Source organism: Lactobacillus sp. B4005, assembly GCF_026536045.1.
Classification (GTDB): domain Bacteria; phylum Bacillota; class Bacilli; order Lactobacillales; family Lactobacillaceae; genus Lactobacillus; species Lactobacillus panisapium.
Genome location: NZ_JAFNOZ010000005.1, coordinates 36,330 through 58,031 on the forward strand (window position 1 = coordinate 36,330; position 21,702 = coordinate 58,031).

The 21,702-nt window shown below is 36.2% G+C and carries 22 protein-coding genes and 1 pseudogene; 17 read left to right on the plus strand and 6 right to left on the minus strand.

Annotated elements, in window-relative coordinates:
* Positions 1 to 20: 20 nt before the first annotated feature.
* Complete coding sequence (locus tag J3U73_RS08895; protein ID WP_220269110.1) at positions 21 to 272, minus strand: hypothetical protein; 252 nt, start codon at positions 270 to 272, stop codon at positions 21 to 23.
* 243 nt (positions 273 to 515) lie between these two features.
* Between J3U73_RS08895 and J3U73_RS08900 the strand changes: the two genes are divergently transcribed.
* From J3U73_RS08900 to J3U73_RS08975, 16 genes and pseudogenes are all read left to right on the plus strand, one after another.
* Positions 516 to 1,874 carry a DHA2 family efflux MFS transporter permease subunit gene (locus J3U73_RS08900; protein WP_267410220.1) on the plus strand — a complete coding sequence of 453 codons (1,359 nt, stop codon included), beginning with the start codon at positions 516 to 518 and terminating at the stop codon, positions 1,872 to 1,874.
* 32 nt (positions 1,875 to 1,906) lie between these two features.
* Positions 1,907 to 2,392 (plus strand): TetR-like C-terminal domain-containing protein, encoded by a 486-nt coding sequence (locus tag J3U73_RS08905; protein WP_267392478.1) that lies wholly within the window; start codon positions 1,907 to 1,909, stop codon positions 2,390 to 2,392.
* A 759-nt stretch (positions 2,393 to 3,151) separates the two neighbouring features.
* The gene (locus J3U73_RS08910) at positions 3,152 to 5,014 is read left to right on the plus strand and encodes a BglG family transcription antiterminator (protein ID WP_267410221.1); all 1,863 of its coding nucleotides are present in this window, start codon (positions 3,152 to 3,154) and stop codon (positions 5,012 to 5,014) included.
* Between the two features lie 18 nt (positions 5,015 to 5,032).
* Positions 5,033 to 5,383 (plus strand): PRD domain-containing protein, encoded by a 351-nt coding sequence (locus J3U73_RS08915; protein WP_267410222.1) that lies wholly within the window; start codon positions 5,033 to 5,035, stop codon positions 5,381 to 5,383.
* Between the two features lie 12 nt (positions 5,384 to 5,395).
* Positions 5,396 to 5,758: a glycine-rich SFCGS family protein gene (locus tag J3U73_RS08920; RefSeq protein ID WP_220269115.1), complete on the plus strand. Its 363-nt coding sequence runs from the start codon at positions 5,396 to 5,398 to the stop codon at positions 5,756 to 5,758.
* 8 nt (positions 5,759 to 5,766) lie between these two features.
* Entirely contained in the window at positions 5,767 to 6,117 is a 351-nt protein-coding gene (locus J3U73_RS08925) for a DUF4312 family protein (RefSeq protein ID WP_220269116.1), read from the plus strand.
* Between the two features lie 2 nt (positions 6,118 to 6,119).
* Positions 6,120 to 6,893, plus strand: coding sequence for a DUF4311 domain-containing protein (locus J3U73_RS08930; RefSeq protein ID WP_267410253.1), 774 nt, complete (start codon positions 6,120 to 6,122; stop codon positions 6,891 to 6,893).
* A gap of 18 nt (positions 6,894 to 6,911) precedes the next feature.
* The gene (locus tag J3U73_RS08935) at positions 6,912 to 7,595 is read left to right on the plus strand and encodes a DUF4310 family protein (RefSeq protein ID WP_220269118.1); all 684 of its coding nucleotides are present in this window, start codon (positions 6,912 to 6,914) and stop codon (positions 7,593 to 7,595) included.
* 12 nt (positions 7,596 to 7,607) lie between these two features.
* Entirely contained in the window at positions 7,608 to 8,726 is a 1,119-nt protein-coding gene (locus tag J3U73_RS08940) for an amidohydrolase/deacetylase family metallohydrolase (protein ID WP_267410223.1), read from the plus strand.
* Position 8,727: 1 nt separating this feature from the next.
* On the plus strand, positions 8,728 to 9,825 hold the full coding sequence (locus tag J3U73_RS08945; protein ID WP_267410224.1) for a DgaE family pyridoxal phosphate-dependent ammonia lyase: 1,098 nt from the start codon (positions 8,728 to 8,730) through the stop codon (positions 9,823 to 9,825).
* Positions 9,826 to 10,566 (plus strand): 2-dehydro-3-deoxy-phosphogluconate aldolase, encoded by a 741-nt coding sequence (gene dagF, locus J3U73_RS08950; protein ID WP_267410225.1) that lies wholly within the window; start codon positions 9,826 to 9,828, stop codon positions 10,564 to 10,566. It abuts the gene before it with no gap.
* Positions 10,567 to 10,577: 11 nt separating this feature from the next.
* On the plus strand, positions 10,578 to 11,672 hold the full coding sequence (locus J3U73_RS08955) for a DUF871 domain-containing protein (RefSeq protein ID WP_267410226.1): 1,095 nt from the start codon (positions 10,578 to 10,580) through the stop codon (positions 11,670 to 11,672).
* 34 nt (positions 11,673 to 11,706) lie between these two features.
* Positions 11,707 to 13,011, plus strand: coding sequence for a PTS sugar transporter subunit IIC (locus J3U73_RS08960; protein WP_267410227.1), 1,305 nt, complete (start codon positions 11,707 to 11,709; stop codon positions 13,009 to 13,011).
* A gap of 32 nt (positions 13,012 to 13,043) precedes the next feature.
* Complete coding sequence (locus tag J3U73_RS08965) at positions 13,044 to 13,277, plus strand: hypothetical protein (protein WP_267410228.1); 234 nt, start codon at positions 13,044 to 13,046, stop codon at positions 13,275 to 13,277.
* A 418-nt stretch (positions 13,278 to 13,695) separates the two neighbouring features.
* Positions 13,696 to 14,403, plus strand: coding sequence for a coenzyme F420-0:L-glutamate ligase (locus tag J3U73_RS08970; protein ID WP_220269125.1), 708 nt, complete (start codon positions 13,696 to 13,698; stop codon positions 14,401 to 14,403).
* 597 nt (positions 14,404 to 15,000) lie between these two features.
* A pseudogene (locus J3U73_RS08975) lies at positions 15,001 to 15,855 on the plus strand (alpha/beta hydrolase).
* A 69-nt stretch (positions 15,856 to 15,924) separates the two neighbouring features.
* On the opposite strand, the gene J3U73_RS08980 reads toward J3U73_RS08975, so the two are convergent.
* Genes J3U73_RS08980 through J3U73_RS09000 form a run of 5 tightly spaced genes read right to left on the minus strand, consistent with a single transcriptional unit; the run spans position 15,925 to position 19,412 of the window.
* Positions 15,925 to 16,773 (minus strand): PTS system mannose/fructose/sorbose family transporter subunit IID, encoded by an 849-nt coding sequence (locus J3U73_RS08980; RefSeq protein WP_220269127.1) that lies wholly within the window; start codon positions 16,771 to 16,773, stop codon positions 15,925 to 15,927.
* A complete protein-coding gene (locus J3U73_RS08985) occupies positions 16,770 to 17,591 on the minus strand; it encodes a PTS mannose/fructose/sorbose/N-acetylgalactosamine transporter subunit IIC (RefSeq protein WP_220269128.1) in 822 nt (273 codons plus the stop codon). Before J3U73_RS08985 ends, J3U73_RS08980 begins: the two co-directional genes overlap by 4 nt.
* 1 nt (position 17,592) lies before the next feature.
* Positions 17,593 to 18,093: a PTS sugar transporter subunit IIB gene (locus tag J3U73_RS08990; protein ID WP_220269129.1), complete on the minus strand. Its 501-nt coding sequence runs from the start codon at positions 18,091 to 18,093 to the stop codon at positions 17,593 to 17,595.
* Between the two features lie 16 nt (positions 18,094 to 18,109).
* Entirely contained in the window at positions 18,110 to 18,529 is a 420-nt protein-coding gene (locus J3U73_RS08995) for a PTS sugar transporter subunit IIA (RefSeq protein ID WP_267410229.1), read from the minus strand.
* Between the two features lie 19 nt (positions 18,530 to 18,548).
* A complete protein-coding gene (locus J3U73_RS09000) occupies positions 18,549 to 19,412 on the minus strand; it encodes a class II fructose-bisphosphate aldolase (protein ID WP_220269131.1) in 864 nt (287 codons plus the stop codon).
* A 169-nt stretch (positions 19,413 to 19,581) separates the two neighbouring features.
* Here J3U73_RS09000 and J3U73_RS09005 point away from each other — a divergent pair, with 169 nt between their 5' ends.
* Positions 19,582 to 20,328 carry a DeoR/GlpR family DNA-binding transcription regulator gene (locus tag J3U73_RS09005; RefSeq protein ID WP_220269132.1) on the plus strand — a complete coding sequence of 249 codons (747 nt, stop codon included), beginning with the start codon at positions 19,582 to 19,584 and terminating at the stop codon, positions 20,326 to 20,328.
* The last annotated feature ends 1,374 nt before the right edge of the window (positions 20,329 to 21,702 follow it).

Genomic DNA, 21,702 nt, shown 5'->3' on the forward strand with positions numbered 1-21,702 from the left:
AGCCTATTTTAGTTCGACTATTATTTTTCTCTGCGTTTTTTCAATTTGTCATGTAAGTACATTGAATCGGAGATAACAAAATAAACAAATAAGATTAATGCGACAATCGTGATTGTTTTAAAAAACAGACCAATACTAGTTATTACTGTCCATATTAAAAAGCAAATGAAAACTGCAGCAAGCGGTAATATTATTTTATTGAAATGGCGTTCCTGAGCCTTTGCATGCGAGATTTTAGCCTGATCTAAATCTTTAAATTCATGTTCTGCCATTTTATTTTCCTCATCATGAAATTAAAATAAAATTTTGTTTAATTATAGCACCAAATTTAAGCAATTTAACAATAAATATACAAAATAAAAATAAATGCTGAAAAAGACGATGTTTGCTGATTCTAAGTGATTAGTTTCTTTGGTTATAGATGCTGTTAACCGACATATAAGGAAAAATTGTTGGTTGTTTGCCATTTTCCCATTGCTACAATTAAAACCAATAAATTTGAAAGAGGAAAAAACATGTCTACGAAAAAAGCCAATTTAGTTTTTGGAACGCTTTTAACGGGTGCTGTGGTGACATCGCTATTGCAGACATCTTTGACGACAGCATTACCACAAATAATGCACGAATTAACACTATCGGCAGCGACAGCCCAATGGCTGACAAGTGCATTTAGCTTAACAATGGCGATTATGGTACCGATGACGGCCTATCTAATTAAACGCTTTACAACCAGGCAGGTCTTTTTAGCAGCAATGATTCTGTTTACCTTGGGGACATTAATCAGTTGGTGGGGACAAAGCTTTAATATTTTGCTGCTGGGACGAATTTTTCAGGCTTTAGGAAGCGGAATTATTTTGCCCTTAACACAAGTCGTCATTATGACGCTATATCCGCTGGAAAGGCAGGGTACTGTGATGGGCGTTTTGGGACTCGCCTCTGGTGCTGCTCCAGTAATTGCGCCAACTTTAACTGGAGTTGTGATTGATTCTTGGGGCTGGCGCAGTATTTTCCTAATGGCAGGAGTAATTTCTGTTATCATCATTATTTTGGCATTTTGCTGTGTTAAAAATGTTAACCCTACTGAGAAGATCCCATTAGACTACATTTCTTTATTACTTTGTACGGGTGGGGTAACCGGTATTCTACTTGGTCTGAGCAGTCTGGCAACAAACTTCATGGTTAGCCTGTTTGAACTAGTTATCGGTGCTATTTTATTAGCTATTTTTAGTAAAAAACAATTGAATAGCAGTGAACCTTTTCTTAACTTACGGATTTTGCAAAAGCCTAAATTTCGCCTAGCTGTCATCATTAGTATGCTGCTTTATGCAGTAATGATGGGCAGCTCAACCATTTATCCGATTTTAATTCAAACGGTAATGAAAAAATCAGCAGTGATTTCCGCCCTAATAATGTTGCCAGGCTCGTTGGCAATGGCGTTAATTAACCCGCTAACAGGAAAATTTTATGATCGTTTTGGCATCAATAAATTAGCAATTGGCGGCAGTTTAATGTTACTGATTAGTTGCTGGGGTGTAACTTTAATTAATTCTTCAAGTCAGCTGCTTTTATTAGGCGGACTGTATCTGCTTCGGTTATTGGGAGTTGGCTGTCTGATGATGCCGATTGTCACGTGGGGGATGCAGAATCTACCACAAGAAGAAGTAGCCCATGGGACCGCGCTTTTAACGGCTTTAAGAACGCTAAGCGGTGCATTAGGAACAGCTATCTTAATGGAGATAATGACAAGTGCAACCCACTTTAATAACCCACATGTGACGGCAAATTATGCCGGAATTCAGTTCACGTTTGCAGTAATGACAGGATTAGCTCTTATTCAAGTGATAATTAGTTTATGCAAGTTTAAAAAGAATTAACCGAAACACATTTTTGTGGCATAATTGTTTTTATGAATAATAAGCGAAGCCGCGCTGTCTCTCGGCAAAAAATTCAGGCAGCAGTCATCGATCTGCTAAAAGATCATGAATTACAGGATTTACGAGTAACAACAATTTGCCAAAAAGCTCAAATTAACCGATCATCTTTTTATGATAATTACATTGATATTTATGATTTAACAGACAAGCTTCGTGAATATTTAGTTGATGAATATCAACGATTGCAGGATGATATGAGCGACCCGTCCTTTACCATATTGCTGCAGCACATTAAGGATCACCAGGATCTTTACCGGATGTTTTTTAAACTCAATTTACAAATGGGTTTAGCTGAAAGATTTACCGAGCAAAAGCTGCAGAAGAACCATTTTGATCAAACTTTTTTCCGCAATGGGATTGCTGCTGTGATTGGTGAATGGTTAAAAACTGATTGTGCTGCTCCAGTTGCCGAAATTGTTGAAGTAATTGACGCTCACCATCATTGCTTAGAAAAATGATGGCTTAAATTGACCAAAAGATAAATTAGCCAGGCAAAAGGATTATTAGAAAATATTTCTTCGTCTATCAAAAAAACTTGAACTTAAAGCTTGAATAGTTTAATAAATTTTAGTTGAGGACTAACTTCCGATATTTAATCGGTGTTAGTCCTCTTAGTTTTGCTTTGATTGTTATAGTAATTTATAAACTTTTGACTGTTGAGCCTGAACTCGATCACATCTGAATATCATTTGTACACAGGTAAATCATTTTCACGTTTAGCCGGATCAAATTGAACTATATACATAAGCTATTGTGTCGGTACACCAAAGAATTTTTTTCGATCGTTAAGTTTAACTGATTCTTTTTAAATTTGTCCAAATACTCAATTGCATTTCAACGCTTGACGTATCCAGACAAAGAGGCAATGTTATAAATTCAGTTGCAGTTACCGCTTGGCCGTGTATCCTTAAACGGTTTTTCTTAAACCCATTGATCAGTTAAGAAAGCAATTTGTACTGCTAATTAGCCTTTGAGGTTAGCTTAAAAAATGCAGGAATCAATATTTAGAACTATGAATTACACCTACAATTTAATGAGAAAATCTAAAAGAAAAAGGATTATACGAAAATACAGGCTTTCTCAAGTCTTAAAAAAATTAAGTTGCAAATGAAGTACAAATTTTTTTCAATTTTTTGCACCATAAGTGTTGAATAAAATTGCAATTCTTTTTGTGACTACGCTTACATATAATTTAAATATAGAAAGGAGTAAGCAAAATGACTCTAATTTCTAGGCAAATTAACATTGCAACAAATCTACTCAACAATCCACAAATATATAAGGTCAAGGACTTATCAAAAAAATACAAGGTTTCTGTGAGAACACTCCGAAATGATCTTAATAAAATTGCCGAGTGGATTAGAAAGCAGCCGGGTTGTCAGTATAATTCTAAGCCTGGTAAAGGAATTTGGATTAGTTTTGCTAGTGATTTTAATCGAAAAGACGCAATAGACTCTTTGCAGTCCTTTGCAACTGAAGAAAATGTTATTTCACGGTATTTGGACCCAACGCAAAGAAAATGGAAAATTCTAACTGAACTAGTATTTTCTGACGGTTACTTAACGGGAAAAGAACTTGCTAAATCTTTAAATGTTTCGACTAACACCTTTTTGTCAGACTTAACTAGTGCTAAGAAAGAAGCCGAGAAATTTAATTTGACCTTAGCAAGTAAAAATTATTATGGATACACATTAGAAGGTAATGAGATTAGCTTAAGAGGCTTGATGGAATATACTCTCCAGAATCAGTTGAATAAGTATTCTTACGGAGCTAATAACCTAATGGACATGATTTCTAAAATAATTACTAAGTCAGTTGTCAACGAGTATCTACCACGGAAAATCAATAAGCTGATTAACTATATCGCTTTAATACTTGCCGATCAGCTGAGCTTAAAAGGTTCACCCAGTTCGGGTTTGGATTTGAGTGTAACCAAGTCAATGATTAACCGATTAACGATTATTATTTTTGAAAACACTCGAGATAGGAATTTAACCATTTATTCGAATTTTAAAAAAGTTAGTTCGACACAGAAATGGTATGTCCGAATTTATTATTTAGTAATGAAAACATTTCAAATAAGGCCAACACCAGATGAAGAGAGGTACTTTATTTTTGGAGTCAAGGTCTTGGAAAAAGACGTTGAAACCAATACGGCAGTTGAAGAAATCATTGCATACGTTTCAGATAAGCTGGATTTGCCTTTAGTTAACGATATTCAGCTTAAGGATTCATTAATACAGCATTTGATGAGTGAATTAAACAGTAACTACCAGCATTTTCATGATTATACCCCTTTTACTGAAGAGGTGAAAAGCCGTTTTGGTGACCTGTTCACCGCGGTAAAAGAAGCCTTGGAAATTTATATTTCTAAGAATCCACTGATTATTGGGGATACTTTTGCAACTCTTGTTTCTCTCCATTTTCTCGTTTCTATCAGCGATATGAAAAAAATTCCCCAGATTTGTGCTCTTTATGTATGTTCTACTGGACTAGGTGCAACAAGGCTTTTGGAAAAGACCATTCAGGGAAGAATTCCATACATTACAAGTGTAGGTTTTGCTTCGGTGGCAAATTACCGCTTGAAGATTCAAGAACTGAAACCTGATCTGGTTATTAGTATTTTTCCGCTGGAAAAGGTAGAAAAAATTCCTATTATTCAGGTGAACCCTATTCCAAACGAACGAGATCTGAAGGTTATTGAGGAAAGAATTTCTCTTATAGTCAAAAATTCTACTGTTCAAAATGGTATCCCATTGCAAAACACGTTGAAACGAGAAAATAGTATAAGCACTACTGAAAAAGTTCTTTCTCTTAGTCTTGAAGCCTTCGTTGATGTGAGTGAGTACTTTGCTAATCGGGTTAGTAAAAAATATGAAAAAGCATTCATGATTCATGTTCAGCTTGCAACAGAAAGAATATATTTTGGCAAGCAATATGATATTAAACTGTCAGAAAAACAGATCAGCAAGTTCAGGAGTGAGGACATAAACAAACTGAAAAAAATATACCGTGACCTTGACCTAGAAATAAATATAAGTGAAGCAGTAGCAATTTTACGCTACACATTGTTGAAGTAAAAAGAGATGGTAATTTAGATGCAGGTAGCACTTTACAAAGAATTTAAAAAATATATTAGTGATAGTAAATACAAGGAGAGCTTAGAAAAATTAATGAAATATGTAATTTTATTAATTGATGAGAACGAGCTGCATCCAAATGATTTAGAAATTCAAATTTTAGGCAATCACTTGTCTGAAATGGTTAACCGTGCGGAAAATGATGAAAGACTTGAACCGGTTGACAAAAAGATTTTTGCAAAAGTAAATGAGCAGTCCTTAGAAATTTCACAAAAAATAGTTGACTATATTGCAAAAAATATTGGACAGCTCTCCGAATCGGAAAAATATGTATTGTCGATTCATTTTGAAAACATGCATTTAGATTAATGGAGGTAAAAAATGTTAACAATAGTTGTTGCAGATCGTATGGGTAAAGGGAAAAACGTTGCAAACGGAATTGAAAAGGCAGGGGCAAAGGCCATATTGATTCCTGGAATAGGTGCAGATATGAAACTGGGTGATGTAATGCATAAGGAAAAAGCCGATTTCGGTATTTCGTTTTGTGGTAGTGGTGGTGCAGGAGCATTAATTGCCAATAACAAGTATGGTTACCCAGAAAGACACGGAATGAGGTCAATTACGCAAGGTATAACCGCAATCAATGATGGCAAGAAAGTTTTAGGTTTTGGTTTCATGGACAAAGAGGAACTAGGAGAGCAGTTGGTTAAAGCAATCAACAAAAAGTATCCTAGTGAATTTTAGGTGAAATGATGGAAAACATAATTTATGAAAAAGATAAGCAAGTGTCGGTAACGGGTAGTGCTAAGGATAAAAAGGGTGCATTTGCCAATGCTTTGAACAAAATAGCAAAGAAAGTTGTTGCAAGTGAATCTGACTTAATTTTTAAAATTGAACCTAAATCCTTTGAAGTAGAGCATTTAAAAGAAATAAGCACTAAAGAACATTTTCTGTTTTTCTTTTTTCCAAGAATTTGTACATCTTATGAAGTAAAACTAAATGCTCTAGTTCATTTAGAGTGTGCTGCAATTGAAAATGTGAGCTGTCAAGAAATCGACCTTAAGGATAATGATCAATTGCGCAGAGTAATGAAGGGAGTATGAAAGTGCAAGTTTTAATAATTTTAGTTGAATCATTGATTATTGGCACCCTGGTTGGCCTAGCTGTCGGCATAGGCGCTGCCAGAATGTTCAACGCCCCGACTGTTCAGGCGCTTGGTGCTTTCAGGACATTAGGCGAGATGAATGCCAGTGAAGGCGACCCTGCATCGCACTTTTCGTTTGGTTTGGGCTTCTTCTTTAATGCCTGGGCTTCGACAGTTGCGGCAGGCTCGTTTACTCAAGATGTAACACATCGGGTAATTCCAAATTGGGCAGCAGCGCTTTTGATGTTAAAAAACCATGACGAAAAGGAAATGCAAGATCCGAAGAAAATGGGAATAGCAGGAGCACTTGTTGGTGCAGTTGTTGTAGCGTTTTTGAATTTAACTAGTTCTGCTTTACCTCAGTCTCTTCAAATTACAGCAGTTAAGGTTCTGGTGCCAGCAGCAACTTTGCTTATTAACACGGTTATGCCTGTTATCTTTTGGCTTGCAGCCATTGATGGGGGCAAGCGCTCGGGGATATTTGGTACAGTTTTTGGCGGGCTCGCCCAATTAATCATGGGTAATGCAGTGCCGGGCGTTGTTTTAGGAATTTTAGTTGGCAAGGGTGTAGATGAAAGTGGTTGGAATAAGATTACCAAGATTATCCTCATAGCGACTATCTTATTGTTTATTTTGAGTGCTTTCTTTAGAGGCAGTGATTTGATTTTGCTGAAGCAACTGAATGTAGGCGTACCAGCATGGTTGCAGCAAATTCATGCGGCTATTGGTGGTTAAAGAAAAGTAGGTAATGACATGGATAACAGTGAGAAATCTATCGAAGAAAAGGAACTGGAGCTAAAAAATACCAAAAGTTTTTGGTATGCAGATTGGAGCTTTCCCATTATCGTTGGCTTGATGTCAGCAGGAGTTTTCGCAGGGACATCGATGTACTTTAATTACGGGACAGGCGCTTTCAATGAGGTGGCCTTCGTTGCAATGCTCAAGGCCGGCATGACTGGCGGTTCTTATGGTGCATGTGCCGCATTTGGTGCGAGCTTTCTTTTTGCCCGAATTCTTGAAGGGTCACTAGACGGAATACTTGACCTAGGTGGTTCAATTCTGACGGGTGTTGGGCTCGGAATTCCAGCTATTTTGCTAAGCATGAACATTAAAGAACCGATAAAGAACTTTCCGCTGGCTTTGCTAACTGGTGCAATTATTGGGGTCATCATCGGTTTTATTATTTATGCTATTAGACACTTTACTCTGAAACAGTCAAGTTCTACTTTTGGCGCCGATATCATGATGGGTGCCGGAAATGAAACTGGTCGTTTTTTAGGACCTCTGATTATCATCTCTGCAGCACAGGCCTCTATTCCAATCGGCCTTGGTGCAATTATTGGTGCGGTGCTGTTTTATGCTTGGAAGAAGCCAATCACCGGTGGTGCAATTATCGGTGCCATGATTGCTGGTTTGTTCTTCCCAATTAAGGTCTAGTTGAGGTAAAAGATGGTAGATTTATATTTAAAAAATGGTAGAAATATAAAAGATGACAGCCCAATCGAAGTGGCTGTCTTGGGCAAAAAAATCGTAGCGGTTGGTCATCAATTAGTTGGTATCGTGGCACGAAAAACAATTGACCTTGACGGAAAATACGTGTCCGCCGGTTGGATTGATGACCACGTACACTGCTATGAGAAACTGACGCTTTACTATGACGATCCCGATGAGGATGGCTATAAATCAGGAGTTACGACAGTAATTGATGCGGGCTCAACTGGGGCTGATAATATTGGCGATTTTTATAAGATTACGAGAAAAAAAATAACTAACGTTTATGCAATGATTAATGTTGGCAAAACCGGTATTTTGGCTCAAAACGAACTTGGCGACATTAATACAGTTAAAAAAGAACCACTGATGAATGTAATTGAGCAATACAGCGACTTTATTATCGGTATCAAGGTCAGGGAGAGTCATTCGGTTGTAATTGACAACGGCGTTGAGCCGCTTAAAAGGGGCAAAGCCTTTCAAAACGAGCTTGGTGGCAGTTTTCCAGTTATGGTTCATGTTGGTGCAAACCCACCTGAGTTAAAGGCAGTACTGGATTTAATGGATGAAAACGACATTTTAACTCATGGTTACAACGGCAAGCCTAATGGCATTATTGATAAGGAAGGCAACATTGAACAGTTTGCCTGGGAAGCCTACCGCAGAGGCGTTACTTTCGATGTCGGTCACGGCACGGACAGCTTTAACTTTCACACATTTGATATTGCAAATGCTGCCGGGCTGACTCCGCAGTCAATCAGTACAGATATTTATAACCGCAATCGTCTTAATGGTCCTGTTTATGATATGGCTACTACATTAGACAAGTTTTTGATGTATGGTTATTCACTCAAAGATGTGATAGATAAAGTTACCAAGGCACCAGCTAATAGCTTTGGCTTAGTGAATAAGGGTTGGCTTTGCCCTGGTTATGATGCTGACTTGACCATTTTCGATGTAATCAAGAATACGGAAATTACTTTGACTGATTCAAACCATAATCAAAGGACTTTTAATCAGAAGATTTGTCCGAAAATGAGTGTAGTAATGGGCAAAGCCTATGAAATTGGAGGATAAAATGGATTTTTACCAAAAATTGAACTTGAAGCATGTTATCAATGCGAGTGGGAAAATGACTATCTTGGGCGTTTCTAAGACTTCGCAGGAAGGGATAAACGCACAGCGATTCGGTGATGAGCATTTCTTTGAAATGGCTGACTTAGTTAAGAAAAGTGGGAGCTACATTGCCAAGCTAATTGGAGCTGAAGATGCAATTATTGTTAATTCAGCATCAGCCGGGATTGCCATGACTGTTGCAGCTCTCATTGGACAAGGCAGTAGTTATCACCTATACCACCCATTTTCACCCCGTTTTGAAAACAGAAACATTGTCATTCCCAAGGGACATAACGTCGATTATGGAACCCCCGAAGAGGAAATGATTAATCTTGGTGGAGGAAATGTGGTTGAGGCAGGATACGCAAACATGTGCTCACCGGAGCATATTGAAATGATGATTGATGAGGAAACAATCGCAATTTTTTACGTCAAAAGCCATCATGCGGTCCAAAAGAGTATGTTATCTGTTAAAGAAGCACTTGATGTTGCCCATAAGCATGACTTGCCCCTAATTTTAGACGCGGCAGCCGAAGAAGATTTAAAGAAATACGTGAACTTAGGCGTAGATATTATTCTTTTCAGCGGCGCAAAGGCAATTGAGGGTCCAGCCTCAGGACTAGTTTTCGGTAAGGCAAAGTATATTGACTGGATAAGGATGCAAAATGCCGGTATTGGGCGCGCTATGAAAATTGGTAAGGAAAATCTCTTAGGACTTTTAGGGGCAATTGAAAACTACGTCAATATGGGGCCAGAAGACGGAAACCATATGCGCAAACGTTTAGCACCCTTTATTGAAGACTTGACGACAATTCCATACTTGAGTGTCAAGGAGCAACAAGATCAAGCTGGCCGAGAAATTTATCGGGCAGATGTGACAATTGATTGTGATGCCCCAAAGAACGCAGTAGAGGTGGTGAAGGAATTAAAGGAAAATGATCCAGCTATTTACACGCGTGAGTATCGTGCCAATGAAGGAATTATCGAGTTTGATATCAGGGCAATCGATTCTGAAGAAATGAAGCAAATAGTAAACAGATTGAAGGAGATTATGAAGTAAATGGAATTAGTACCAAATTATTATCAAGGAAGAGTAGCATTAAACGTTTTGGCAGGATCAGTCGACAATGCTAAGGATATCTATAAAGCTGCAGATGGTCATGTAGTTTGTGGTGTTTTAACCAAAAATTACCCTGACAATGACAGTTGTATTGAGGACTTAAAGAAATACAAGGCGGCAGTCAGCAACGCTATTTCTGTAGGTCTTGGAGCAGGCGATCCCAACCAGAGCAAGATGGTTAGCGAGGTTTCCAAGGTCATTCAACCACAACACGTCAACCAAGTGTTCACGGGTGTGGGTTATTCTCGCGCTCAGCTTGGCCAAAATGAAACGATCATTAATGGTCTGGTTTCGCCAACTGGAAAAACGGGTTATGTCAACATTGCCACAGGTCCTCTTAGCTCGAAAGAAATGACTGCTGAAATACCAGTAACAACTGCAATTGCTTTATTAAAAGATATGGGAGGTAGTTCTTTCAAGTTCTTCCCGATGAACGGCTTGTCACATAAGGAGGAATATGCATACATTGCTAAGGCATGTGCTGACAATAATTTTAGTCTTGAACCAACAGGTGGAATAGATCTTGACAACTTTGAAGCAATTCTTGATATCGCTTTGAAAGCTGGCGTCAGTATGATTTTGCCTCACGTTTACTCATCTATTATTGATAAAGCAACAGGCCTTACTAGACCTGAGGATGTCGCAAGGTTATTCGAAATTGTTAAGAAGAAGCTGGATTAGCAGGCGGTAGAATGAAAAGAAGATTAGGAATATCGATTTATCCAGACCACAGTGACTTCAACTTGGACCAGCAATACTTACAAAAGGCGAGTGAGTTAGGATTTTCTCGCATTTTCATGAGTCTTTTGGAAATCTCTGGTAATAAGGACAGCATTGTTCAAAAGTATAAGTCATTGACTCAGCTTGCAAAAAGACTTGATTATGAAGTAGTTTTAGATGTTTCCCCCGCAATTTTTGATATCTTAGGTATCTCGTATGATAATTTGTCATTTTTTAAGAAGCTCGGTGTAGATGGCCTTCGACTTGATGATGGATTTGATGGCAAAAAGGAAGCCTTGCTCAGTTACAATCTGCAAAATTTGGTGATTGAACTCAACATGAGCAATGATGTGGCATATGTGGATAACATTATGTCTTATCAGGCAAATAAGCCGTTTATTTATGGTTGTCACAATTTTTATCCACAAAAAGGAACCGGTTTACCTTTTACCTTCTTTACGAAATGTAGTAGACGGTTTAAAGAAAATAATCTTCGAACTGCTGCATTCATAAGCTCACAGGCAGGATCAATCGGACCTTGGAGTGTAAATGACGGTCTACCAACTTTAGAAGAGGATCGTAATTTGCCGGTTGAGGTTCAGGCTAAGAAGATGTTTGCTACAGGATTAATCGATGATGTAATTATCGGTAATGCATATGCTAGCGATGATGAATTAAACAAGCTAAGCGAGATTGATCGCTATCAGATTGAGTTTAGGGTTGAGTTTTTACCTGAAAGTAATGAGATTGAGCGTGAAATCGTGCTTAACAATCAACACGTGCGACGCGGCGACATCACTGAGCAGGTAATCAGATCTACGGAGGTCCGTAAAAAATATAGTAATAGAGCAAATCCGTGCCACGATAACGAAAAAGAATTTCAATTCGGCGATATCTTGGTTGGCAACGATAATTTTGGTAAATATAAAAATGAACTACAGGTTGCTTTGATGCCTCATAGGGATTCGCGAAAAAATCTGGTGGGAAGAATTGCTGCCAATGACATGGTGCTTCTTCCCTTCATCAAGCCGTGGTCAAAGTTCAAGTTTGTCCAAGCAAACGATTAAAACAATAAATAAAAAATAAACACGAGGTAAAAAAATGAATAACTTTGTCAATTTTTTAGAGGCTAAAATTTTGCCAGCTGCTAATAAATTAGGCCAGCAACGGCACATGACAGCCATTCGAAAGGGTATTATTGCCACATTGCCACTGACAATTGTGGGGTCCTTTTTTACAATTTTAAGTAACATGCCGATTCCAGCAGTAGCCAATTTTTTAGCACCATATCAGGCTATTTTGGACATCCCATTTCGCTTTACCGTTGGAATTTTATCCCTATATGCTACGTTTGGCATTGCTTCGGCCCTGGCAGCTAGCTATAAAATGGATACCTTGTCTAGCGGTATCTTGGGAGTTCTTGCATTTTTGGTTGCCACAGTGCAGCCAGTAAAGGTAAATACTGATGTTAAGGGAGTCATTACAGCAGGCCGCTACATGAACATTGCCAACCTAAGTGCGTCTTCACTTTTCGCGGCAATTGCGACTGCACTGATTTCAGTTGAAATTTACCATTTTTTAGAAAAAAAGAACATTACAATAAAAATGCCAGACGGTGTTCCGCCTGAGGTTTCCAATTCATTTGTTGCGTTATTTCCAGCTGCAATTATTTTGATTTTATTTTGGGTAGTTAGAGATATTTTTAACTTTAACATTGCAACCTTTATTTCTAATCTATTAATGCCGTTAAAAGGTTTCCTAGTTGGAAATAGTTTGGCTGGTGGCTTAACAACGATCTTCCTAATTTGTGGTTTTTGGACTTTAGGAATTCACGGCGCTGCAATTATGGATCCGATTGTCAGACCATTTTGGGAAATGTCGATTGCCAATAATATGAACCAGTTCCATGCCGGCGTTGCAGCAACCAAGCTACCAACAATTTTTACAGAACAATTTTTACAATGGTTTGTTTGGATTGGTGGTGCTGGTGGTACCTTAGCTTTGGTTGTTTTGTTCATGTTCTCTAAGTCACAATACTTGAAAGATTTGGGTAAATTATCGTTTTTGCCAGGGCTATTTAATATCAATGAACCAATTATCTTTGGTGCACCAATTGTTTTGAACCCTATTTTAGGTATTCCATTTATTCTCGCTCCATTAGTAACCGGGACAATTTCCTACTTTGCTACAGTCACACACTTGGTTCCGATGATGATGGTCAGGCTACCATTCACAATCCCTGCACCAATTGCAGCAATTATGAGTACGAATTGGAGCTGGAATGCTGCGATTCTTTCAATAGTTAACTTTGTTGTGTATCTGATAATTTACTATCCATTCTTCAAAGTATTTGAAAAACAACAACTAGAAAAAGAAGTCTCAGAAAAGGCAAAAGAACAAAATTGATTTATTTAATTATTTTGGTGGCATATTTTATATTGTGCCAAGTAATTGTCGTGAAGTCAGTAAAAATCATGCAGTTCTTAAAAAGGACAGCTGCCAGCGCAGTTACCTTACAAGGAATGCTGGTAATCGCTGTCGCAATTGCAATTTGCATTGGCTTTAAGATAACATGGATTTTAGCGGCTATTGTTACGATATTTGAATGCTCGATAATTTCTGCCAAATATCGTTTAGTCTTTGAAGATATGGAAAAGGGCAAGAAAGTTTAATATATTAGTAAAATCTCCAGTTAAAAATGGTAAAAAAAGGTCAGCTCTCATTAAAGAATGACCTGTTTTTGTCTTGATTTTTATTAAAATGATAAAATACAAAAACAACTTTAAGTACTTACAATAATAGGCTCGCTGTTCAATGCTCAGTTAAGAAGAGAAAATCTAAAAATAGGTTGATAGCTATCTGTTTTCAACTAAAAAATTATCACGTAAAAATCATCCTCAAAGATAGTGAATTTGTACCTTTGCTAATAGTATCTTTTTAGAGTTAAACTTTAAATGTCGGTTTCTTATTTATAGTTTATTGAGGCCAAACAGTATTTCATCTAAATCAATTAACCTTTTTAGAGAATAAAGTAGCAGAGCTCTTATTTACTGCATGATAATCAATAATTAAAAGCTGTGAGAATAAAATATGTTAACCATCGAAGGACTACACAACGTACCACAAATTTCGGCACCATGTGACTTACCAAAAACTTTAGCCAAGATAATAAAAAAAGAGAGTTTTAAAATTGCTAATGGCGACATTATTTGTGTCGCCTCTAAAATCTGTTCTCTTGCAGAAGACAATATTATTGATCTGAACACCATAACGCCCTCTTCTTTAGCTGAAAAAATTCATAAACAAATTCCACGCAAGGATGCAAGATTAATTCAGGTAATTATTAATCAGACAGGTGATCCATCAGGTAAACATTTAGAAATTTCTGGTTATCATATTGGTGCTTGGCTACCCAACGGTCTCTTTTTGACCAGCGCGGGTGTTGATAAGGTCAAAGATAATTTTGCGATTACTCTACCTAAAGATTGTGACAAGACAGCTAAGACAATCAGCGATACATTCTTTGACATTCTAAGAGTTCGAACAAGCGTAATCATTACTGATAGTGATGGCAGGGTTGATAAAAAAGGTGCGAACCAAGTTGCAGTTGGTTTGTATGGCCTGAATGGATTGAGATTGAATAAGGAAAATGGTACTGCCGAAACGCTCTGTGACATGCTAGCTTCTGCAGCCGGGTTAGTAATGGGTCAGCGGGGGCAAAACATTCCTTTAGTCTGCATTCATGGCTTAGAATTTGATAAGTCAGAGAATTGTGGCATTGAGGATGTTATTAATTAGATAACTGTAAAAAAAACACACTTATTGTACTCATTTATTCTTGGATTTATGGCTTTAATTGTTCCAATTATTTTAAGATTTGTTTTTAATTTGCATACGAAATAAGAAATGCAATCACTGAAAACATGCGTAATAACTACTCTCATATATAAAAATTAATTTTTTTTGCATTTGTATATGATTATTTAATTTGGTGATATTTTTTTGACAATCAGCACTTACTTAGAACGAAGAGGAATATTCGAGGTGTATAGGAAGTTGTTTGTAACGATGATTATAATAAAACTCAAAAATAGCTTTATTTAATACGATGCAAATCTAACTTTTTAAGAAAGATTTTTAATAAAAGTTTGGCATGCACATGTAACTTATTGGTAAAGTAATTATACATACATATGTCTATTGATGTGATTTAAAATAATTAATCATGAATGGGGGCAAAAGATGATTATTAAGAATACTGTATATGGTGAACGATGGGGGCTTCTCGATCCTCAGGTTCTAAAGCGAACACAATGCAAACCGGAGTTTACTGATGAAGAAGCAAACAAAGTAATTGATTTGACTCAAATTGATTTTACGGAAGTAAGAAAAAGTATGGGATCTCCTAACAAGGATCTAACTACTACTGCAGTTATTGAAAAAAATATACTTATTGAATGTAAGAATAGGTTTTTACCTGCTGTGGTTTGTAGACCAGGTAATGAAAAAAATATTAAAAATGCTTGTGTTTACTTTCATGGTGGAGGTTTTATCGGTGGAAGTAGTAGCACTTTGCTAAATCAGTGTCGCTTAATAGCGGAAAGAGCAAAATGTGTAGTAATTTCACCAGATTATAGACTAGCTCCTGAAACACCATTTCCTGGTTCTCTTAATGACGCGTTAGAAATTGTTGAATGGACAATTTCTAACCAAAAATATCTCGGTTTTAATAATTCGCAAGTTTTTGTTGCTGGTGATAGTGCAGGAGGAAATTTAGCAGTTGAATGTGGGCTACTAGATAATAAACACTTAATTAAACAGGTGATTTCAATATATGGAGCTCTAGATTTACAGAAAGTTGAACAAACTCTTTATAATTGGAATTATTTATTCTATCAAATGAATGAAAAGCATCGTAATTATATTCACACAAGATTAAATAAAATTATGTATGTTAACAACTTAATGAAATTACTTTATGTTGGAAATGCTAAAGCAACTGATCCATAAGTTAGTCCAGTATATTCAACTAATTTTGTCAATATGCCACCGGTAACTATGATTGAAGCGGAATTTGACTACTTTTTACCAAGTAATAAGTACTTTGTAAAACTGCTTCAGCAAAATAACGTTGAGGTCCAAGAAATATTATATAAAGGACTAGATCATGGCTTTTTTGATCGACTAGGTTATTTAAAACAGAGTGAAGAGACCTGTGTCGATATTGCTACTATCATTCAAAATCGTTGACTATTAAATTGTATACAAAAAGTCGAGAACCAAAAAATTGAAGTTCTCGACTTTTTAAATCTTAGTTATTTATGCAATACCCAATGCACTGAGTAGGATACAGAAAACGATTAAACCAATGATGACCACTGTAAAGTTAATATGTTTTTTGGCAATTAACCAGTAGCAAACTAAAGTGATTATCAACGGGACTAGTCCTTTTAGAAGCGAGTCAAGAATGTTTTGAACATTAATTACTTGCCCCCCACCGACATGGAAAACTAGTTTCGTCTTGAATTGGACGAGGCTACTAGTCATACCTCCTAACATAATCAGACCCAGTGTTCTTGCCGCTTTGGTAAAGATCGTGAGAAGTCCTGACGAATACATTTCGGTGATGTATTCCGAACCAACGGAAAAGCCCAACTTGGTCATTTCCCAACGACACCATTGTGCCGGAATATTGTATATCAATAAGAAGACAAACGGTGCCAAAACATTGCCTTGCATGCCAAAAGTCATAGCCACGCCAGCAGCAATGACCCGCAAAATACCCCAAAACAATGTATCACCGATACCTGACATTGGCCCCATTAAACTAGCCTTAACGGCACTAATGGATGAAACATCATAGTCATCATGCATAGCAGCCTGCTTTTCCATTGATGCCACAAGACCCTGGCAGAATGTACCAACATATTGAGTTATATTATAAAAGACGATGTGCCTTTTAAGGGCTTGGCGCTTTTTGTCAGAGCCATCCTTATAATAATGGTCGATAAAAGGCAGGATTGAATACTCAAATCCCGAGCCATATTCGTTGGCATATTGCAAGGGTGCACCAATTGTCAATGATCTAAGGTAAAGTTTGCGCAAGAGTTTTTTATCCGTAGGTGAAATTGTGGTGCTTTTATTTTTAATACTAGTTTCACTGCTCATGATAGAAAATCCTCCTCTTCTTGTTCATTTGACGTTTTGTTATTTACTATTGCTGCATTTTTTTGGTGTTTTAAGTCGAAAATATCTTTATCGTAAAAGGCGAACACTACTGCAAATACTAAGCCAATAATTCCAACAACAAGTAGTGGTAACTTGACATATTCAACTAAGATAAATCCTAAAAAGTACCATACAGCCAGTTTCTTTTCCCAAACCATGCTAAGCAACATTGCGAAACCAGCTGCCGGAAGAAGGCCACCAGTCAGTCCCAGTCCATTTTCAACAAATGCTGGTAGTGACTTGATGAAAGCAGCTACTGGCTTGACACCGATAAGAACTGTGACAAAGACTGCTGCAAAAAATACAAGTGACCTGGCAAACCAGACGCCATAGTGAAGCCAAACTAGTTTTTTCTCATTGCCCTTATCTGCGGCGTCAGTCCATGAATCTTGAACTAGGGAAAACAATACATAGGTACCAACCTCAAGTAAACCACCCAATAACCCCATTGGTATAGCAAGCGCAACGGCAGCTTTGGTATCGCCTCCGCCAATTATTGCATAGGCTACTGCTAAGACGGTGGCAACGGAGGGATTGAGTGAAACAGCTCCCCCAACGTTGACCGCACCAATAAAAGTCGCTTCAAGCATCGCTCCTAGGATAATTCCCGTTTGGAGGTCGCCTAAAAGCAGGCCGACGAGTGGACCGACAACAATAGGCTGGTCAGCCATATTTTGCCCGATTAGCCAGTCGCCTCCGTAACAAATAAATTCAGCTAAGCCACATAAAAAAGCGGCCCAAATTATATTACTAGTCATTTTAGTGCTCCTTCAGTATGCTCGAAAATGCTTCTGCTTTATCGGTTGGTATCACTTGATGAACTACTTTGGCATTAGCACCTATTAAAGCTTTAGTAGCTTCCTCATCCTCTAAAGTCAATAATATTGAACCTGTTAGTTCAGTCTTTTTGCTTTTATCAATACCATCAAAACGTCCAACGTTTGCAATATTTATTCTTTCAACACCTTGTCTGTCCAAGCCTTCATAGATTCTTTGTGCGTCTTTTACCTTATTAACCACCACAAACATTGGTATGCTTTGTGCCTTCGGATTTTCAAACAATTTGATTGCATCGTCAATATTCCGTACAAGAACTTTTGCTGTTCCCTGCACTGACATTTTTAGTGCGCTTTGTTGCATCTCATTTTTGCTGGCTTCATCATTGGCAACAACAATATGACTTGTTCCCAAATGACCCGGCCAGGTTAGTGCGACCTGGCCGTGAATTAACCGGTCATCTACTCTCAGTTCTTTAATCATAAAATCGCATCCTTAATCAATTTAAAAAAACATCGTCTTGTTCATCCTTTTCTGGCTTAACCGCTTTGACAACTTGTAATTGCTTTCTTGCTTCTGTAACTATTTTTGAGCACTTTTCCTTCGTTAACGGTTCAGTTTCGAGTACCAGTGACAAAACTAAAGGCAAATTTACGCCAGTAATCAGGATAAAGTTAAATTTTTTGAGTAAAAGCGTCATTTTTTGATTAACACTACCACCGAAAATATCCGTCATAACAACGACAGAATTTTTATAATTTTCTTCTGATAAAAATTGTTTAGCTTCTTTGGTCCAGTCACTTTCATCGACATAAGCATTAATAAACTTGACATTATCTGTCAAACCACTTAGAAACTTGGTGCTGTTGTAAAAACCTTCAGCCAGAGTACTATGAGTGATAATTAAAAATTTGTTCATAACTATACCTTTTTATATACTAAGCCTTGTTTGCTGAACCAAAGACTCTTATTTTATTCTTGATATCTTCTTTAACCAATTCCATTATTTTCATATCGACATCATATAAGAAAACTTGCTCTTTCTCACGCTCATTGAGATATTTTCGCAACCCGTTAGTGACATTAAAAGACATTACGGAATAGTAATTTATTTTGCTGATACCATTTTTAATTGAATTTCTGTATTCTTCATCGGTTAAACCAGAGCCACCATGAACAACTAAAGGAACTGGGACTGCACTTGAAATTTCATGTAGACGATCGAAATTAAGCATCGGTTTTTCGCGATAAATACCGTGAACTGTTCCATAAGAAATGGCCATAGCATCAATGTTAGTTTCATTGTAAAACTTTCTTGCTTCTTCTATGGTGGTATAGTTGTCTGTTAAGTTGCTATAATCCGGTTTGCCATCACCGCCATCGTGCGTCATCACACCTACTTCTCCCTCGACGCTTGCTCCAATATCATGTGCGAATTCAACGACTTCTTTGGTCTTTTCAATATTTTCGGTCAAAGATTTTTGCGAAAAATCAAGCATTACTGAACTAAAGCCCAAGCGCAATGCTTTAATGCAAGTTTCCATGTCTGTACCATGATCTAGGTGAACAACAACTGGTACACTGGCATTTTCGGCTAAGTCGAGTGCCAGCTTTCCGCCTTCTCTTAATGGCAAATAGGGAAAATGCGATTCTGCAATCTGCAAGACTACTGGAGAATTTTCTTCTTCTGCTGCTTTAATGATGCCACGCGCAGTATTCAGGTCTGCATAATTAAATGCACCAACCGCATAGCCCTCCTTTTTTGCCTTTGGTAAAATATCATTTAAAGTTACTAATGTCATTTTTAACCTCCATTAATGTTAATTATATTTGTATTCGCTTTCATTACTAATGCTATAAATCTATCTATATTTTTTCAATAGATGACAATGATATTGAAAATATGTCAAAATGAATAAAGAATTTTTCAAAAATTGACGGATTTGTTTCATTCTTAATCGGAGGCCTACTATGAACAAGCGACAAGAGTTTTTATTAACGCTTTTAAAAGAAAAAAACTTTTTAACTATTACTGAAATTTCTAAATTATTGCATTATAGCGCTAGTACAGTTAGACGAGATTTAAAAGTTTTGTCAGACAATGATTTAGTGCAGCGCATTAATGGAGGAGCTTTTGTTTTAAAGCCAAATGAAATAGAAACTCCAACAACTATTAAGCAACACCTTAATATGAGTGAAAAGAAATATATTGCTTCACTTGCAGCAGGTTTTATTGAAAATAGACAAAATATTTTTTTAGATGGCAGCAGTACAGCAAACACACTCTCACATTTTTTAGGAGCTTTTAAAGATTTAAATATAACTACTACGAATTTAGAAACAGCTATTTATTTAAATTTACATACTCAGAATAAAATTAATGTTTTAGGAGGTACACTGATTGATACATATACTAGTGGCATGATTACGGCGAGTTATTTAAAAAATTATGTTTTTGATATTTCTTTTATGTCTTGTCGTGGAATTAGTTTAAAATATGGCATAACTGATAAAGTAGAATCAGAATCAAATTTAAAGCATGCCCTGTTGGAATGTACTAAAAAAATGATTTTACTAATTGATAATACTAAGTTTGATCAGGTTTTACCCTATAAAGATTGTGAATTAAATCAACTTTCAGCGTTAGTAACTGATAAAAAGCCAACAACCAGTTTTAATGAACTGTTTGAGAAAAATAAAGTTGAAGTGGTTTATTAATGAATAGTTAGTAATTTATTTTGACATATTAGTATCTCCCTATTAAAACAACAGACTTGATTTTTAAATTTAAGCAAAACCAGTTTTTGCAAGAAGTCAGCGCAAATAAATTAGAGATTAAAAGCTATTCCTAAAAGTTAAAAAAATTGGAATTAAAATGACATGTTATTAAAGATTACTTTTAGGAAAACTATGTAATTAATTAAGGTTTTCAGATTTTTTATTTAATAGTGGTGAAGCTATATTAAAAATGTTGAAACTTTTACTTGTATTATATAAAAAGGTATGCGCTCTTTTGCGTTCTAAAAGAGCTTAAGTCTGACTTTATTTTTATCTATTCGCTTAAAGTTGTGGGTTCAGTCTTTACAAATTTTGACCTAAACCTAACAGTAAGAGTACAACAACTGCTTATCATATATTAAACTTAAGAATCATTTGTTTTATATAAAGAGAAACCTAGAAATTAAAAGTTTTAAATTCTTGATAACAAAAGATATGGATTAAAACTCTTAATTGAAACAGTTTCACACTTTTGGACTAAATTACTACTATACTAAATTTATCTGAAGATGAATAGCTTAGTTTTGACCAAACAAAATATATTAAATAGCTAACGCTGTTTGCTAAATAAAAGTTTTTAAACTAAAATTGGGTGATTAGTCAATTGCTAATAATGATACTTCTTAAAAAATCTATTTTGCTTTTATTATTTACAAAAAAGCGATATGATATCGTAGTTCTTTTTTAATCATTAAGAGACATGTTTAAAAATGAAATGTTAAATACTACTTATTTGTACGCGACTAGTTAGATTATGGTTAAGCATAGGATTTTCCAATTTAATTATTTATTGAATTTTCAACATAATTTGAAGGTCGACAGTTAATCTTGGTTACCTGTAAAATCTGGAGTTTTCCTGCATTGTTGAATAGATATGAGTTTAAGCTGATTATGAAGGTTAATTTAAATTATTGATTAGAATTTTCGAAATTTTGTTAACATTATTCAGTGTAAATTGTCAAGTACATTATAGATAAAAAGAGAATAGTTATTTTTAAACGTTATTGAGCGCTGGTTAATTAAAAAATAAGTGAGCTAGATGCAAAAAAACTATTCAAGGATAATATTTGAACCTCAATTCCATTTGACAAGAATAGTTTAGTAATTATTAGGAATTTAAGGGTAACGATAATATATTTTTTACCTAATAGAATTAATAATTAAAAGCGATTTAGATAAAAGTGCAAAATTAATTATTACTGCCAACGTTAAAAGCACTACAAAAAGCGCACCCAAGGGTAAACTATTCGGTTAATTCGATGTTCTTGATTAACTGCATAAATGCAAGTGAAGCCGTTAATAAAAATTAAGAAA